This window comes from Pseudomonas sp. TH21, from assembly GCF_016651025.1.
Taxonomy (GTDB): Bacteria; Pseudomonadota; Gammaproteobacteria; order Pseudomonadales; family Pseudomonadaceae; genus Aquipseudomonas; species Aquipseudomonas aylmerensis.
This window is the reverse complement of the sequence record NZ_JAEKEQ010000001.1, coordinates 5257324-5272744: the sequence shown is the minus strand read 5'-3', so window position 1 is coordinate 5272744 and position 15421 is coordinate 5257324. Positions and strand designations below refer to the sequence as shown.

The window sequence follows — 15421 nt, the reverse complement described above, 5'->3', positions numbered from 1 at the left end:
ATAGCGAGGTGATGCCATCGCCGGCAAGCCAGCTCCCACAGAAAACCAGTGCCTGGGAGGATTTCAATGAGTTCCACCAAAGCCCCGTGCATCAGCATCTGCAAATTCAACGACGACATCTGTGTCGGCTGTGGTCGCAGCAAGCGCGAGATCCGTGCCTGGAAGAAACTCGACAAAGCCGACAAGCGCACGGTGCTTGCCGAAGCCGAGCTGCGCCTGCTGGCGCTGGGGGCCACCGGTCGGCGGAAAAGCAAATGATGGCGGCCCAATCGACTAGTCTCTGATGCGCAACGCGCGCCATGCGCGTATGATTCGCGACCCTTTGGCGCGCTATTGTCCCAAAGCCCCGCTTTCAACACTCTTCAGGCCACGCCTGAATCGACCCACCGGGAGGTGCTTAAGATGAACGACCAAGACCAGAACGACAGCCAGGAAATCGGCCCAGCAGGCGAAAAACTGCAAAAGGTGCTGGCGCGTATCGGCGTGGGCTCGCGCCGCGACGTCGAAGCCTGGATCACCCAGAAGCGCATCAAGGTCAACGGCGTCGAGGCCACCCTCGGCCAGCGCGTCGACCTGCACGATGCAATCACCATTGATGGCAAGGTCATCAAGCGTGAAGAGGCCGCCGAATCGGTGCGCCGCGTGATCATGTACAACAAGCCCGATGGCGAGATCTGCACCCGTGACGACCCGGAAGGCCGTCCGACCGTGTTCGACAAGATGCCCAAGCCCAAGGAAGGCCGCTGGATCAACATCGGTCGCCTGGACATCAACACCACCGGCTTGCTGATGTTCACCACCGACGGTGAACTGGCCAACCGCCTGATGCACCCGTCCTACGAGATGGACCGTGAATACGCCGTGCGTGTACGCGGTGAAGTCGACGACGAGATGATCGAACGCCTCAAGGCCGGCGTGGTGCTGGAAGACGGCCCGGCCAAATTTACCGACATCAAGCAGGCACCGGGCGGCGAAGGTTTCAACCACTGGTACCACTGCGTGGTGATGGAAGGCCGTAACCGTGAAGTGCGTCGCCTGTGGGAATCCCAGGGCCTGGTGGTCAGCCGCCTGAAGCGCGTGCGTTTCGGTCCGGTGTTCCTCAACTCCGACCTGCCGATGGGCCGCTGGCGCGAAATGAGCCAGTACGAAGTCGACATCCTCAGCGCCGAAGTCGGCCTGACGCCGGTCGCGATGCCGCAGATGAATGCCAAGAGCAAAGACAAGCTTGAGCGTATGCAGCGTAAATCCTCGCGTCCTGTTGCGCGTACCGAGCGCGTGGCGCGCACCTTGCGCCCGGCCCTGAATGCGCCGGCGACCGGTGGGCGCATCTCGCGTGAGCCGCACATCGAAGGCGAGCGTCGCCCGACGGCGCCGTCGCGTCAGGAAGGCGAGCGTGCTCCACGTGCGCCGCGTCCGGCCCGTGGTGAAGCGCCGAGCGGCGGTCGCAGCAACCGTGGTGAAGCCGATCGCCCAGCGGATAACGCCAGCACCAAGCGTCCAGCCAAGCCGGCGGCAAACAAGCGCCCAGGGCCGAAACTGGTCGCGGACGAGCCGTCTGGCAAGCGCCGTGGCGCCCCGGCCGGTTCGGGTCAGCGTCCAGGTTTTGGTCGCAAGAAGCCGCAGTGATGCGCTAAGCGCTGCACACAAACGCCAACCCTAGGGTTGGCGTTTTTTTGGTCTGGATTTGCTGACCCGTTCCAATGTGTGTGTGGGCTTGCTCGCGAAAACGCTGTGTCAGTCGCTGGAGAAGTTGGCTGGTCTGCCGCATTCGCGAGCAAGCCCGCTCCCACATTTGGGATGTATTTCAAGGTTGGAACCGAGTTGTACCGTCCGCTCAAATGCTGGTGCAGCACCCCGAAGCCCAAGCCCAACAGCATTCAAAACTGTGGGAGCGGGCTTGCCCGCGAAGCGGTGGATCAGTCAACCATGATTTAGCTGATCCACCGCCTTCGCAGGCAAGCCAGCTCCCACACTGATTGGTGTCTGGACTGAATGCTGTGCCTGGCTCAACTCCCACAGTTTTGGAGGGGCTGGCCTGACTCCTGTGTCTGGCGCAGTTCCACTGTGGGAGCGGGCTTGCTCGCGAAAGCGGTGGGTCAGTCAACCATGATGTAGCTGATCCACCGCCTTCGCAGGCAAGCCAGCTCCCACATTTGGTATGTATTTCAAGGTTGGAGCCGAGTTGTACCGTCCGCTCAAATGCTGGTGTAGCACCCCGAATCCCAAGCCCAACAGCAATCAAAACTGTGGGAGCGGGCTTGCCCGCGAAGGCGGTGGGTCAGTCAACCATGATTTAGCTGATCCACCGCCTTCGCAGGCAAGCCAGCTCCCACACTGATTGGTGTCTGGACTGAACGCTGTGCCTGGCTCAACTCCCACAGTTTTGGAGGGGCTGGCCTGATTCCTGTGTCTGGCGCAGTTCCACTGTGGGAGCGGGCTTGCTCGCGAAAGCGGTGGGTCAGTTGCTGGAGAAGGTGGCTGGTCTACCGCCTTCGCGAGCAAGCCCGCTCCCACATTTGGGATGTATTTCAAGGTTGGAGCCGAGTTGTACCGTCCGCTCAAATGCTGGTGTAGCACCCCGAATCCCAAGCCCAACAGCAATCAAAACTGTGGGAGCGGGCTTGCCCGCGAAGGCGGTGGGTCAGTTGCTGGAGAGGGTGGCTGGTCTACCGCCTTCGCGAGCAAGCCCGCTCCCACATTTGGGGTGTATTTCAAGGTTGGAACCGAGTTGTACCGTCCGCTCAAATGCCGGTGCAGCACGCCGAAGCCCAAGCCCGCTCCCACATCTGGATCTCCAGTGTGTCTGGATTTTGTGATCAGAACGCAAACCGTCCATCAAACACCGGCTTGTCATCCAGCGCCAAGACCCCGCTGGCGAAAATCAGGTCCAGGTGATGACTGCCTTTCTGCCCGCCGCCAAGGCCCAGGTGCAGCCCGCAATGGCGCTCTTCAAACCCGGCGTTGCGCGCGTACAGGTCCTTCACGCCTTCATTGGTGCCGATCCCCAACTCCTCCACCCGCCGGTTGGACGGGTTGGCGTTCAGGTATTTGTTGAAGTCATCCGCCAGCCCCGGTACGTCGCTGGCCACGCTGCAGATGGTCGAGTTCTCGATCCACAGCTCCAGCGGCGACTGCAGCACGCCGTACTTGCGCGCAAACGGGATGGTGCTCAGGAAGGTGCCGACAAAGCGCACCTGGCCACTGATCGACTCGCTGTGGGTGGCGATCTCGCCGGGTGCCAGGTCGTGGTTGCCGATGCCATTGATATTGGTCCACTTCTTGATGCTGCTCAGCGGCGCCTGCAGGCGTGAGCCGTGCTTGTCGGTGAAACTCAGCACGTTGGCCTGGGACATGCGCCGGATCAGCGTGGCGTTGAGGTCGGCGATGCGCTGCGGCTCGACGCTGAAAGTGTCGTAGAAATAGTCGCCGTAATCCTTGAACAGCAGGGACTTCTGCCAGTGCTCGGCCATCACGCCGTGCAGTGCGCGGATAAAGTCCGGGCCTTCGGCGCGTGGGTTGGGCAGCGTGGAGGCATCGTAGAGGAACAGGTACAGGTCGCAGGCTTCAATGGCCTGGGCCAGGGTGTCACTGGCGGCCAGGTCGAGGCGCTGCACCTGGAAATTGAAACGGGCGGCGCTGCTGTGGGTGATCGCCTGGGCGATGGCGTCGTAGCGCTCGGTATGGCCCAGCAGCACGGTAGGCTGGCTCAGCCCGCTGAGGGCCGGGTGGTGGGCGAGGTAGTAGAGAAAGTGTTCGACGGCGCGGGCCTTGTCCATGACGGGTGTCCTTCTGTGCCTTGGGTAAGGGAGCAGGTGCCGTGCACAGCACCTGCCGGTTGCCTGCCGGGTGTCAGAATGGCCACATCGCCGTGCCGAAGGGCACGACGGCGTCGGCTTGCATCATCTCTACGGCGGCCTCGTGGGTCGGCGCTTCAAACCAATCGTCGAGTTGCAGTTCGGTTTCCAGGTCGTTTTCCAGTGCTTGCATGGTGTATCTCCTAGAGGACGTTGTTTGAGGACGGCTTGCCAACGGGCTTCGCTGGGCAAGTGGGATGAACCTAGGAGAGAGTGTTTCAGAACGCAAAATATTTATTGACACCGTTGCATTTGGATTTTTTCTTCTGTTTTTCCGGCCTGGTTTTTTCTTGAGCAAATACAAGCAGCTGGCGATGCTGATGATGGAGAATTTTCCTACCGACAATTTTTCTTCACCGAACAGCTGTAACGCGAATTTTCCATGCTGTAACGATTAATTTACGACAATGTCGCGGCATTATTGGGCCCTTTCCCGCTGTAAGGATTACCTGACAGATCGTCGCATGCCGGCTGGAGGGGCGGCCCCAAGCTGTCGAGCGGTGTACAATGCGCCGCGTTTTACTGTGACCCCCCTTGCGTAACCACGCAAAAGGCCAAGACCTCGGGGTTTACCTACCCTGATCACTCCGCCTGGCCACGAGCCGGACGGGTTCGATTTCGTCACAGATAAAAACAAACAGGTGACGCATGACCGTTAGAAAGACGCTGTACTCCTGGTGCCTGCGCTGGGGTTTGAGCGGCGCTGCTTGAGTCGGTAATTCAAGGCAGCAACCTGCAATCAACATCATCAAACCTTGCGTGAGACCCTTTTCATGAGTGGACCCCATTCCTCTTCAGGCGAGCTGAAACGCGGCCTGAAAAATCGGCATATCCAGTTGATCGCCCTCGGTGGCGCCATCGGCACCGGCCTGTTCCTCGGCTCGGCCGGGGTGCTCAAGTCCGCCGGCCCGTCGATGATCCTCGGCTACGCCATTTGCGGCTTCATTGCCTTCATGATCATGCGCCAGCTCGGCGAAATGATCGTCGAAGAGCCGGTCGCCGGCTCCTTCAGCCACTTTGCCCACAAATACTGGGGCGGTTTCGCCGGCTTCCTGTCGGGCTGGAACTGCTGGATCCTGTACATCCTGGTGGGCATGTCGGAGCTGACCGCCGTCGGCAAATACGTGCACTACTGGTGGCCGGAGATCCCGACCTGGGTCTCGGCAGCGGCGTTCTTCGTGCTGATCAACCTGATCAACCTGGCCAACGTCAAAGTCTTCGGTGAAGCCGAGTTCTGGTTCGCCATCATCAAGGTCGTGGCCATCGTCGGCATGATCGCCCTGGGCAGCTACCTGCTGGTCAGCGGCAGCGGCGGACCACAAGCCTCGGTGAGCAACCTGTGGGATCACGGCGGGTTCTTCCCCCATGGTGTCAGCGGGTTGGTGATGGCCATGGCAATCATCATGTTCTCCTTCGGCGGCCTGGAAATGCTCGGTTTCACCGCCGCCGAAGCCGACCAGCCACGCACCGTGATCCCCAAGGCAATCAATCAGGTGATCTACCGCATCCTGATCTTCTACATCGGCGCGCTGGTCGTGCTGTTGTCGCTGACGCCATGGGACAGCCTGCTGGCGACCCTCAACGCCTCCGGCGATGCCTACAGCGGCAGCCCGTTCGTCCAGGTGTTCTCGATGCTGGGCAGCAACACCGCCGCGCACATCCTCAACTTCGTGGTGCTGACCGCTGCGCTGTCGGTGTACAACAGCGGCACCTACTGCAACAGCCGCATGCTGCTGGGCATGGCCGAGCAGGGCGATGCGCCGAAGGCATTGGCCAAGATCGACAAGCGCGGCGTGCCGGTGCGTTCGATCCTCGCGTCGGCGGCGATCACCCTGGTGGCGGTGCTGATGAACTACCTGATCCCGCAGCATGCGCTGGAACTGCTGATGTCGCTGGTGGTGGCCACGCTGGTGATCAACTGGGCGATGATCAGCTTCTCGCACTTCAAGTTCCGCCAGCACATGAACCGCACCGGCCAGGTGCCGTTGTTCAAGGCGCTGTGGTACCCCTACGGCAACTACATTTGCCTGGCGTTCGTGGCGTTTATCCTGGTGATCATGCTGATGATTCCAGGCATCCAGGTGTCGGTGTACGCAATCCCGGTGTGGGTGGCGTTCATGGCGGTGTGCTACTGGATCAAGAACAAGCGCAGTGCCGAAGCGGCGCTGGGTACGGCGAGTGCGGCGTTGAAGTAAGCCGCCCCGCCCAAACGGAAAACCCGGCTGCGTGCCGGGTTTTTTGTGGGCGCCGACGGGGTAGACTCGCGCGTCGTGTTTAAACGTTCCAGGAGCGCAGACCCCATGCAACTCACTGATATCGACGGCGGCGCCTTGCAGCGTGACGCGCTGGAAGACCTGATCGACCAGCACGGCGGGCCCCTGCGCCTGATTGGCGTCGACCTGAGTGGCGCTGACCTCTCGCGCATGGCGCTGGATCACTGGGTATTCGAACGCTGCATCCTGGTCCAGACGTCTTTCCTCGGTGCGCGCCTGGAAGGCACGCAGTGGAAAAGCTGCCGGGCCGGCCACGCGATTTTCGAGGCGGCGAACCTGTTGGAGGCGCAGTTCCACAGCTGTGACCTGAACAACACCCGTTGGCAGCGCAGCAAGCTGTCCCAGGCGAATTTTGAACACTGCAAATTGACCGGCGCCAACTTCACCCATTGCGCCTCCCTGGGGCTGAGCTTCAGTGAAACCCGCCTGAACAGCGCGTTTCTGTCCGGGTTATCGTTTGCGCGCACCGTGTTGAATAACCTGGACTTCTCCGACAGCGATTTGTCGGAGGCTGATTTTCGCAAGGCCGAACTGATCGACTGCAGCCTCGCCCATGCCCGTATCCACGGCGCCAATTTTGCCGGTGCCGACTTGCGCGGCGCGGATTTGAGCGGGTTTCGCCTCAATGATGCCAAACTGTTCAAAGGCGCCGTGATTTCCAAAGCCCAGGCGTCGATGCTGTTATCCGAGTTGGGCTTGTCCGTTGCCTAAGGTTTTATGAGGGACGTGCCTGCTTTTCGAGGCCCCGCGTGTATCACGATGAATCAGAAAGCGACTACAGAAAAAAATGCTTTAGGGGCATTCACTCAACATTGAGATTTCATCTGTTCTCAATGAGGAGTTCGCCATGATCGAGATGCCACATCCTGCGCAACAGACTTTCAATGCGCCGGTGCTTTCCCCCGGCGTCCTTCAAAACAACAACGTCGCCGAAAACAGCCGGATTGAAGCCAACTTGGGACGGCTCGCCAGTGAAAGCGCTGCGGCCCATAAAACCATTGATGGCTTGCTTGCCAGCCTGATCAAGCTATCTACGTTGGTCGAGGGCAATGAACTCAAAGCCACGGCCAACCTGTTAAGCAGCTACTCCTCGGATCAGCCTCGCTTCGGCGTGATCGGTCAGTTAGGGGCCGGAGGCTTCAGTCGTATCCTTGATGAAGCACGACAGGGCGGCCCACGTGCCCACCGTTCGGGAGACGAGCCTCTGACATTGCGTGAAAAGGCCACGGCTTTTTTCAACTTGAGTAACTCGGCTTATTTTCGAGAAACCCTGGAGCGCATTCACAGTTCAACTGAGCTGAAAGAGCGTGTCGCACCGATTGTCGACGTGCCTTATTTGGAGTCCAAGCAGTTCGGACCTGCCCGAGGCGGCACTAAAGAGCATCCCTTGCCGGAGCAACTCGCGCTTTATACTTTTAGTAATGAAAACACTCAGGATGCCTCGCAGAATTGGCATCTTTATGAATCCATCAAGGATGTAAACGGGCGGCCTGTGCTGAGCAACCCAGCACGCGTGGGTGCCAGCCTGACTAAAGTACAGAACGACTTCCGTGAAGCAACTTCGCAGGGCAGCAACGTCTGGGTGTCGGCAGCGGACCTGAAAGCCGACGACCGGCTGAGTTCGCGGGAGCTTGATTTTGCGCGCTTTAACCCACGCAACCGTGTGGATCGAGATGATGGCCAGTTTGGCTATCAAGGACCGATAAAAAGCCAGGCGGCGCTGCCCTTGGAGCATACCGTGATCCCCCGAGGTAACGGCTTCGCCGTTTGGCAAGTCAAGCAAGGCACCGGCTTTGCCAAGGACGCGGCTTTGCAGCAAAAACCTGTCGTGGCGGGGCCTTCTGGAACCACCGACCGATTTATGACCGCAGCCCGGTTGCTGGGCACTGGGCTGGTCAATACGTTGGGGCTTAACCAGCCAAAGGCTGGCGAGTCGAATGAGCAGGCCGAAGTCAGGGCCCAGCGGGAAATGAAAGAGTTGGTCCGTTGGATGGCTACCGGTTACCTGGTGGATGACAATCATCACTCCATGGTCGAGGTCAACCTGGGTGCCGCCAACCATGGCCTCCCTACCCAGTGGGAGGAGTCGCTCTACCGTGAACCGTTCTCCGGCCCGATTGCAGCCCGCGATTTTACTATTTCCAATTCAGAGGTTATGAATGCCCTGAACAAGCAGGCGCCCGTGAGCACTCATTATGAAAAATTTCGTCATGACCTGCAGGGGGGGAGCCGAGCGAAGGTAATGCCGGACGGGCGGATCATTTGATATCGGGCGCTATAGGCCCTGTAGTCGGCTCAATGGGGTCATCGCAAGCGCCGGTTTACCGCGAGGGCCTTGTTTTGTTCGAGTATGCTGGCCGTTCTGAACAACGGACCTGTCCCAATGCTGGTAATTTCCAACAACGTGCACCTGCCCGATGCCGAAATCGAGCTGACCGCCATCCGCGCCCAGGGCGCCGGTGGGCAGAACGTCAACAAGGTGTCGAGCGCGGTGCATTTGCGCTTTGATATTCCGGCCTCGTCGCTGCCGGAGTTCTACAAGGAGCGGCTGCTGGCGCTGCGCGACAGCCGTATCACCAGCGAAGGCGTGTTGATTCTCAAGGCCCAGCAATACCGGACGCAGGAGCAGAATCGCGCGGATGCGCTGGAGCGTTTGGTGGAGCTGATCCTCAGTGCCACCAAAGTCGAGAAGAAGCGCCGCCCGACCAAGCCGACCCTCGGCTCGAAAAAGCGTCGACTCGAATCCAAGACCAAGCGCGGCAGTATCAAGGCCGGGCGTGGCAAGGTCGACTTCTAGGCGTCGCGCGCTTCGCGGGCCTTCGGCGCCTGGCGGTACAGGTACACGCTGAGCAGCAGGCCACCGAGGGCGGCGAGGGCGGCGAACAGGAAGATCGATGCAAAGCCGAAACCTGCCGCCACCGCCCCGGCCAGCGGCCCGGTGATGCCCAGCGACAGGTCGATGAACAGCGAGTAAGCCCCCACCGCCGACCCGCGGCTGGACGCCGGCACCAGATTGACCGCCTCGACTCCCAGCGCCGGAAACACCAGGGAAAAACCGAAGCCGCTCAACGCCGCGCCGGCCAGGGCCAAGTTCGCATCCGGTGCCAGCCACAGCAACAGCAACCCGAGGATTTCCACCGACAGGCACGCAATCGCCACGCGAAAGCCGCCAATCCGGTTGATCAAGTTGCCGAACAGCAGGCGCGCACCGATAAAACTGGCGCCGAACAGGCTCAGGGCCCACACCGCGTTATCCCAATGCTGGGTGGTGTAATACAGGGTGATAAAGGTGGCGATGGTGCCAAAGCCGATCGAGCCCAGGGCCAGCGCGCAGCCGTGCGGCAGGACCCGGCCCAGCACATTCATGAACGGCAGGCGCACGCCGGCCACGATCGGTGCCGCTTCCTTGTTCCAGGCCAGCAGCAGGCCAATCACCGCCAGCAGGATGATACTGACGCCCATGCTCCACAGCCCCAGGTGGCTGACCAGCAGCACCCCCAGTGGTGCGCCAACCGCCAGTGCGCCGTAGCTGGCGATGCCGTTCCAGGAAATCACCTTGGCCGTATTCGCCGCCCCCACGCGGCCGATGCCCCAGCCGATGGCGCCCGAGCCGACCAGGCTTTCCGCGCTGCCGAGCACCAGGCGGCCGATCAGCAGGCTGCCCAGGCTCACGGCTGGCAAGCTGGAGAACCACGCCGCGAGCAGCATGAACACGCCGCTCAGGCCGCAGCCCACCAGGCCGATCAGCACGGCGCGCTTGCTGCCCAGGTTGTCGATGATTTTGCCTGCGTACGGACGGCTCAGCAGCGTGGCCAGGTATTGCACACTGATCACCAGGCCGGCGATGACCGCGCCGTAGCCCAGCTCACTGTGGACATAGCCGGGCAATACGGCCAGCGGGATGCCGATATTCAGGTAGCCGATAAAGGTGAACAACACGATGGAAACGACTTGCAGCGTGACCGCCATGGGGCGCTGGGTATCTGGCATGGGAGAGGTCCACTGTCGCAGCAGGTAAAGATAGGCGGCTAATGATACCGGGCTTGGGCCGGCGCAGGGCGCTAAAACGCAAAAACGTCAGGTCGGCACTGCGTCAGGCTTGGGAGGGGGCCAGCAATTGCGTGGTAACCAGGGCCGCCAATGCGTTTTCCTGGGTGCCAAAGCGTTTGAGCAACTTGGCTTGCTTGTCCGCGCTGAGGCGGTTCCACACTTCGACCATCTGCAAGGCAGCGTCGAGTACGGCGGCGTCCGGGGTGTCGGGGAGGGTATCGGTCATGGCAGGTATCTCGGGTGATTCAGGCAGTGTGGAAAGCGCTCAAAGGTGCGCTTTCCACACGGTCTGGTACGGCGTCAGTCCTGGCTTTCGCTGTCGACTGGTGGTGCTTCTTTGGCCTCAGGCTGCTGGTCGCTGGCCTGCTGCGGTGTTGGCTGCTCAGTAGGGTGCAGGCTTGGGAAGGGGAGATTAGGTATCTCGTGCATCGTCGTCGCTCCTCGCAAAGTCTGTTTTTTCAATCGCAGGTGATTCCGCGCTCTCAAAAAGCCTTGGCAGGATACAGCACTGAAAATGACAAAAAGAATTTAATCTCGACCAATGAACGAACTTTCATTGTTTTACGCAAGTGACACGGGGTCACACCTCAGAAGGGCACCTTGCCGAGAATCATGTCGCGGTACATCACAAAATCCCCCAGCAAGCTGTAGAACGGGTGCTGGAAGGTTGCCGGGCGGTTCTTTTCAAAGAAGAAGTGGCCGACCCAGGCGAAGCTGTAGCCGGCAATCGGCACGGCCAGCAGCAAGCCCAACGAGCCTCTGCCGATGGCATACGCGAGGATGCCGATCACCAGGGTGGTGCCGATAAAGTGCAGGCGCCGGCAGGTGCTGTCGGCGTGCTCAGTCAGGTAATACGGGTAAAACTCGGCAAAGCTGTTGAATCGCTTGACGTTTTCCACGGTGACCGGCCCTTTGATTGTTGTGCCGCCCAACAGATGTTCGGCGGGGAGCTTATTTGAGTCTAGAGTGATCAGTGGTAACAGCCAGTGACAATAGATGCCACTTTAGTATCCTTGGCTTCCTGGCTGCCGTTTGAGCCTGCTTTATTAAGAAGACGCCATGAGCGAACGAACAACTTCTGCAAGCTGGGCGATGGGGATAGTCAAGGCGTTGGAAATGGACGGCCTGGATTGCCGCGCCTTGTTCAAGCAACTCGGCCTGGACTACGCCGCGCTCAGCGACCCCGATGCACGCTTCCCACAAGATTCCATGACCCGGCTGTGGCAGCGGGCGGTGGAGGTCTCGGGCAACCCGGCGATTGGCCTGAACATGGGCAAGGTGGTACGTCCGGCATCGTTTCATGTGGCCGGGTATGCGTTGATGTCCAGCAACACCCTCGCCGAAGGGTTTATGCGCCTGGTGCGCTACCAGCGGATCATCGCCGAAAGCGCCGACCTCAGTTTCCGCCTGCTCCCCGAAGGTTACGCGCTGATCCTCACCGTGCATGGCGATCACCTGCCGCCCACCCGGCAAAGCGCCGAAGCCTCGCTGGCGAGTGCCCTGGCGCTGTGTGGCTGGCTGACCGGGCGCACCCTGCAACCGCGCAAGGTGCTGCTGCAAGGCGATCAACCGGTGGACCTGGCCCCCTACAAACAAGCGTTCCATGCTCCGCTGGAATTCAATGCGCCGTATGACGCGCTGATCTTCGAACGCGCCGACATGGACGCGCCGCTGCCCACGGCCAACGAGGCCATGGCGCTGCTGCACGATCGGTTTGCCGGTGAATACCTGGCGCGTTTCTCGGAAAGCCGCGTGACGCACAAGGCGCGTCAGGTGCTGTGCCGCCTGTTGCCACAGGGCGAGCCCAAGCGTGAAGTGGTGGCCCAGACCCTGCACCTGTCCCAGCGCACGTTGCAGCGGCGCTTGCAGGAAGAGGGCACCAGTTTCCAGACCCTGCTCGATGACACCCGCCGCGAATTGGCCGAGCAGTACCTCGCACAGCCGAGCATGACCCTGCTGGAAATCGCCTACCTGTTGGGGTTTGCCGACCCGAGCAACTTCTTTCGCGCGTTTCGCCGCTGGTTCGATGCCACGCCCGGCGAATACCGGGCGCGGTTGCAGGATGCGTCGACGGTCAGTGACGCCAAAATGCCGGAATGCACAGAACAAAGACTGTAATGATCTCCAGTCGGCCCAGCAGCATGCCCAGCGACAGGATCCACTTGGCCGCATCCGGCAGGCTGGCGAAATTGCCCGCCGGGCCGATGGTCTCGCCCAGCCCCGGGCCGACGCCGGACACGGTGCTGGCGGCGCCGGTCAGCGCCGTCATCCAGTCCAGGCCCAGCAACGACAAGGCCAGGGCGATGGCGCAGATGGTGATGGCGAAGAAAAACGAGAACGTCAGGATCGAACGCACGATCTCTTCGTCGAGGCGGTGGCCGTTGTACTTCTGCTTGATCACCGCCCGTGGGTGAATCAGCTGGTTCAAGTTGGCCTTGAGCAGGATGTAGGCGACCTGGAAGCGGAAGATCTTGATCCCGCCCGCCGTGGAGCCGGAGCAGCCGCCGACAAATCCCAGGTAGAAGAACAGCATCAGCGAGAAGTTGCCCCAAATGCTGTAGTCCCCCAGTGCAAAGCCGGTGGTGGTGACCACCGAGGTGACGTTCACCGCCACATGGCGCAGCGCGTCGAGCCAATGCAAATCGGTGGTCCACCAGTACCAGGTGCCGAGCACCAGCCAGGTCACCACCAGCAAACCGAGCAGGCCTTGCACCTGCTGGTCCTTGATCAACGCACGGCGGTTGCCGCGCAGGGTCGCCACGTACAGGGTGAACGGCAGGCTGCCGAGGATCATCACCACCACCGCGACCCAGTGCACCGCGGGCTGTTTCCAGTGGGCCAGGGATTCGTCGGAGGTGGAGAATCCACCGGTGGAAATCGCCGACATTGCATGGTTGATTGCGTCGAACAGGCCCATGCCGGCCCACCAGAACGCCAGGCTGCCAAGGATGGTGATGCCCACGTACGCCGCCACGATCAGCCGCGCCACCATGTGCGAGCGGGGCATGACTTTTTCCGAGCGGTCCGAGGATTCGGTCTGGAACAGGCGCATGCCGCCGATACGCAGCAGCGGCAGGATCGCCACCGCCATGCCGATAAAGCCGATGCCGCCGAGCCAGTGCAGCAGCGAGCGCCACATCAGGATGCCCGGTGACATGGTGTCCAGCCCGCTCAGCACGGTGGAACCGGTGGCGGTGATGCCGGACATGCTTTCGAAGAACGAGTCGGTGTAGCTGATGTGCTGGGTCAGCAGAAACGGCAGCGCGGCGAACACGCACACCACCACCCAACTGCTGACCGTGAGCAAGTACATGTCGCGCGGGCGCAGATGCACATGTTCGGGGCGGCCGGGAATCACCAGGGCCAAACCGGCAATAAAGGTGATCAGGCTGGCCCAGAGGAACGAGGGCAGGTCACTGGTGCGTTCGAAGATCACCAGGGTGGCCATTGGCACGACCATGGCGATCGCGAGGGTGATCAGGAAGATGCCGATGATGAAACCGATGATGCGTAGGGTCGGCAACGCCATGAAGTTCGCTCGGGGGTTGAGGGTGGCGCCATTCTACCTGCGGTGCAGTGCATGTAAACCGGGGTACGCGCCGCAACGCGGTTCGACGGTGGGCGCTGGCTTGCCTGCGATAGTGGTGTATCAGTCGATCAAGGGATGACTGGCCCACCGCTATCGCAGGCAAGCCAGCTCCCACACGGATAAGTGTCAGTAGAAAGGGCGCACATAAAAAAGGCGACCCGAAGGTCGCCTTTTTCAGCACCGCACTGATCAGAACTCGTGATCAGCGTTATCCGGGTTCAGGTCGCTGATACCCAGCTTGCCTGCGGCTGCTTCAATCGAACCGGTCTGCTTGACCAGTGCGGCGATCGCGTCACGCACGATCTGGTTGCCGGCTTCGTTGCCAGCGGCGATCAGTTGGTCGTAGTGCTCGCCGTTGTTGGCGTGGTCAACCATGACCTGGATCTTCGCTTCGGTCGCCGCCAGGTCAGCCTTCAGGGCGGTGTCGGTAGCCGGATCAGCCTTGGCCACCAGGGACGACAGGCTGGCGCCGGTCAGCTTGGTGCCATCGACGCGGGTGTACTCGCCCAGGTAGACGTTGCGGATGCCCTTGGCGTCATAGAACTGCGAGTTGTGGGTGTTATCGCTGAAGCAATCGTGCTCGTCTTCCGGCGAGTTGGCTTCCAGCGAAACCTTCATGCGTTCACCGGCCAGCTCGCCCAGGGACAGGCTGCCCATGCCGAACAACATTTTGCGCAGGCCGTCGGTGGCAGGTTCTGCCTCCAGGGTGGCGCGGTAGTTGTCTTCGACGTTGGGTTTCCAGTTGCCGACCATTTCTTCCAGGTCGCTGACCAGCAGTTGGGTCACGGCACTCAGGTAGGCGCGGCGACGCTCGTTGTGGCCGCCGGTGGCGCCGTCACCTGTCAGGTAGTCCGAGGCAGGACGGTTGCCGGCGCCAGGGCCGGTGCCGTTCAGGTCCTGGCCCCAGAGCAGGAATTCGATGGCGTGGTAGCCGGTAGCGACGTTGGCTTCGGAACCGCCCAGCTCATTGAGGCTGGCGAGTTTTTCCGGGGTGATGTCCTTCACGTCGACCTTGTCTTCGCCGACCTGGATCTCGGTGTTGGCGATGATGTTGGCAGTCGCACCCGGGTTACCCAGGGCGTGTTCGTAGGACTTGTCGACATAGTCGATCAGGCCTTCGTCCAGCGGCCATGCGTTCACCTGGCCTTCCCAGTCATCAATGATGGTGTTGCCGAAGCGGAACACTTCGCTCTGCAGGTACGGCACGCGGGCGGCGATCCAGGCGTCGCGCGCGGCTTTCAGCGTGTCGGCGTTCGGCTTGGCGAGGAAGGCGTCGATGGCGGTTTGCAGGGTCTTCGCAGTGGACTCGGCATCGCTGTAGACCGCGAACACCATGTCTGCGTAATGCGCGACCACGGCCTTGGCGGCCGCTTCGTCGACCTGGCCGGCAGGGGTGGCAGCCGCTGGAGCGGTAGTGCTGGCAGCCGGGGTCGGCGCCTGGGGCGCTGCGGCCTTGTCTTTACCTTCGCCGCAACCGGCGAGAGAAATGGCAATGGCCAGCAGACTGGCGGTGGCCAGGGGCATACGAATCATGGCGAACATCCTGCTTCGGTTGTTGATAGGGCGCGCGGGGGAGCGCAAAAAAGCTGCGACATAATGCGAAAGATTTGCATTTTGTGTAAAGGGTTATACGCGGGAAATATTTAGTATCGATT

Annotated in this window: 14 protein-coding genes; 7 read left to right on the top strand and 7 right to left on the bottom strand. The window is 61.0% G+C overall.

Annotated features, from left to right (window positions below; translation table 11 throughout):
- Positions 1–66 precede the first annotated feature (66 nt).
- On the top strand, positions 67–258 hold the full coding sequence (locus JFU04_RS23295) for a DUF1289 domain-containing protein (RefSeq protein ID WP_201145782.1): 192 nt from the start codon (positions 67–69) through the stop codon (positions 256–258).
- A gap of 144 nt (positions 259–402) precedes the next feature.
- Positions 403–1626: a 23S rRNA pseudouridine(2605) synthase RluB gene (rluB, locus tag JFU04_RS23290; protein ID WP_106802764.1), complete on the top strand. Its 1224-nt coding sequence runs from the start codon at positions 403–405 to the stop codon at positions 1624–1626.
- A gap of 1190 nt (positions 1627–2816) precedes the next feature.
- On the opposite strand, the gene JFU04_RS23285 is transcribed toward rluB, so the two are convergent.
- Both JFU04_RS23285 and JFU04_RS23280 read right to left on the bottom strand, forming a co-directional pair.
- Positions 2817–3776: a leucyl aminopeptidase gene (locus tag JFU04_RS23285; RefSeq protein WP_201145781.1), complete on the bottom strand. Its 960-nt coding sequence runs from the start codon at positions 3774–3776 to the stop codon at positions 2817–2819.
- Positions 3777–3849: 73 nt separating this feature from the next.
- Positions 3850–3987 (bottom strand): hypothetical protein, encoded by a 138-nt coding sequence (locus JFU04_RS23280; protein WP_003175756.1) that lies wholly within the window; start codon positions 3985–3987, stop codon positions 3850–3852.
- A 640-nt stretch (positions 3988–4627) separates the two neighbouring features.
- On the opposite strand from JFU04_RS23280, the gene JFU04_RS23275 reads away from it, so the two are divergent.
- The 4 genes from JFU04_RS23275 to arfB all read left to right on the top strand — a co-directional run bounded on the left by JFU04_RS23275 (position 4628) and on the right by arfB (position 8924).
- The gene (locus JFU04_RS23275; protein WP_065908943.1) at positions 4628–6049 is read left to right on the top strand and encodes an amino acid permease; all 1422 of its coding nucleotides are present in this window, start codon (positions 4628–4630) and stop codon (positions 6047–6049) included.
- A 105-nt stretch (positions 6050–6154) separates the two neighbouring features.
- Positions 6155–6838 carry a pentapeptide repeat-containing protein gene (locus JFU04_RS23270; protein WP_106802766.1) on the top strand — a complete coding sequence of 228 codons (684 nt, stop codon included), beginning with the start codon at positions 6155–6157 and terminating at the stop codon, positions 6836–6838.
- 136 nt (positions 6839–6974) lie between these two features.
- Positions 6975–8393: a hypothetical protein gene (locus JFU04_RS23265; protein WP_201145780.1), complete on the top strand. Its 1419-nt coding sequence runs from the start codon at positions 6975–6977 to the stop codon at positions 8391–8393.
- A gap of 117 nt (positions 8394–8510) precedes the next feature.
- Entirely contained in the window at positions 8511–8924 is a 414-nt protein-coding gene (gene arfB, locus JFU04_RS23260) for an alternative ribosome rescue aminoacyl-tRNA hydrolase ArfB (RefSeq protein ID WP_065908949.1), read from the top strand.
- Here arfB and JFU04_RS23255 read toward each other — a convergent pair.
- The 3 genes from JFU04_RS23255 to JFU04_RS23245 all read right to left on the bottom strand — a co-directional run bounded on the left by JFU04_RS23255 (position 8921) and on the right by JFU04_RS23245 (position 11076).
- Entirely contained in the window at positions 8921–10117 is a 1197-nt protein-coding gene (locus JFU04_RS23255; RefSeq protein WP_065908952.1) for an MFS transporter, read from the bottom strand. The two genes, arfB and JFU04_RS23255, sit on opposite strands and share 4 nt — an antisense overlap.
- A gap of 103 nt (positions 10118–10220) precedes the next feature.
- Positions 10221–10403 carry a hypothetical protein gene (locus tag JFU04_RS23250; protein WP_065908954.1) on the bottom strand — a complete coding sequence of 61 codons (183 nt, stop codon included), beginning with the start codon at positions 10401–10403 and terminating at the stop codon, positions 10221–10223.
- A 361-nt stretch (positions 10404–10764) separates the two neighbouring features.
- Positions 10765–11076: a DUF962 domain-containing protein gene (locus JFU04_RS23245; RefSeq protein WP_065909861.1), complete on the bottom strand. Its 312-nt coding sequence runs from the start codon at positions 11074–11076 to the stop codon at positions 10765–10767.
- A 160-nt stretch (positions 11077–11236) separates the two neighbouring features.
- Between JFU04_RS23245 and JFU04_RS23240 the strand changes: the two genes are divergently transcribed.
- Entirely contained in the window at positions 11237–12295 is a 1059-nt protein-coding gene (locus tag JFU04_RS23240) for an AraC family transcriptional regulator (protein ID WP_106802768.1), read from the top strand.
- Here JFU04_RS23240 and JFU04_RS23235 read toward each other — a convergent pair.
- Positions 12252–13706, bottom strand: coding sequence for a TrkH family potassium uptake protein (locus JFU04_RS23235; RefSeq protein WP_065908958.1), 1455 nt, complete (start codon positions 13704–13706; stop codon positions 12252–12254). The genes JFU04_RS23240 and JFU04_RS23235 overlap by 44 nt on opposite strands.
- Before the next feature lie 249 nt (positions 13707–13955).
- The gene (locus JFU04_RS23230; protein WP_201145779.1) at positions 13956–15299 is read right to left on the bottom strand and encodes an imelysin family protein; all 1344 of its coding nucleotides are present in this window, start codon (positions 15297–15299) and stop codon (positions 13956–13958) included.
- Between the last annotated feature and the right edge of the window lie 122 nt (positions 15300–15421).

Excerpts from the sequence above, each read along its gene's own strand:
- JFU04_RS23250 (WP_065908954.1), bottom strand. The coding sequence starts at position 10,403 with ATGACCGATACCCTCCCCGACACCCCGGACGCCGCCGTACTCGACGCT.
- JFU04_RS23235 (WP_065908958.1), bottom strand. The coding sequence starts at position 13,706 with ATGGCGTTGCCGACCCTACGCATCATCGGTTTCATCATCGGCATCTTC.
- JFU04_RS23265 (WP_201145780.1), top strand. The coding sequence starts at position 6,975 with ATGATCGAGATGCCACATCCTGCGCAACAGACTTTCAATGCGCCGGTG.
- JFU04_RS23240 (WP_106802768.1), top strand. The coding sequence starts at position 11,237 with ATGAGCGAACGAACAACTTCTGCAAGCTGGGCGATGGGGATAGTCAAG.
- JFU04_RS23255 (WP_065908952.1), bottom strand. The coding sequence starts at position 10,117 with ATGCCAGATACCCAGCGCCCCATGGCGGTCACGCTGCAAGTCGTTTCC.
- JFU04_RS23295 (WP_201145782.1), top strand. The coding sequence starts at position 67 with ATGAGTTCCACCAAAGCCCCGTGCATCAGCATCTGCAAATTCAACGAC.
- arfB (WP_065908949.1), top strand. The coding sequence starts at position 8,511 with ATGCTGGTAATTTCCAACAACGTGCACCTGCCCGATGCCGAAATCGAG.
- JFU04_RS23275 (WP_065908943.1), top strand. The coding sequence starts at position 4,628 with ATGAGTGGACCCCATTCCTCTTCAGGCGAGCTGAAACGCGGCCTGAAA.
- JFU04_RS23285 (WP_201145781.1), bottom strand. The coding sequence starts at position 3,776 with ATGGACAAGGCCCGCGCCGTCGAACACTTTCTCTACTACCTCGCCCAC.
- JFU04_RS23230 (WP_201145779.1), bottom strand. The coding sequence starts at position 15,299 with ATGATTCGTATGCCCCTGGCCACCGCCAGTCTGCTGGCCATTGCCATT.
- JFU04_RS23280 (WP_003175756.1), bottom strand. The coding sequence starts at position 3,987 with ATGCAAGCACTGGAAAACGACCTGGAAACCGAACTGCAACTCGACGAT.
- JFU04_RS23270 (WP_106802766.1), top strand. The coding sequence starts at position 6,155 with ATGCAACTCACTGATATCGACGGCGGCGCCTTGCAGCGTGACGCGCTG.
- rluB (WP_106802764.1), top strand. The coding sequence starts at position 403 with ATGAACGACCAAGACCAGAACGACAGCCAGGAAATCGGCCCAGCAGGC.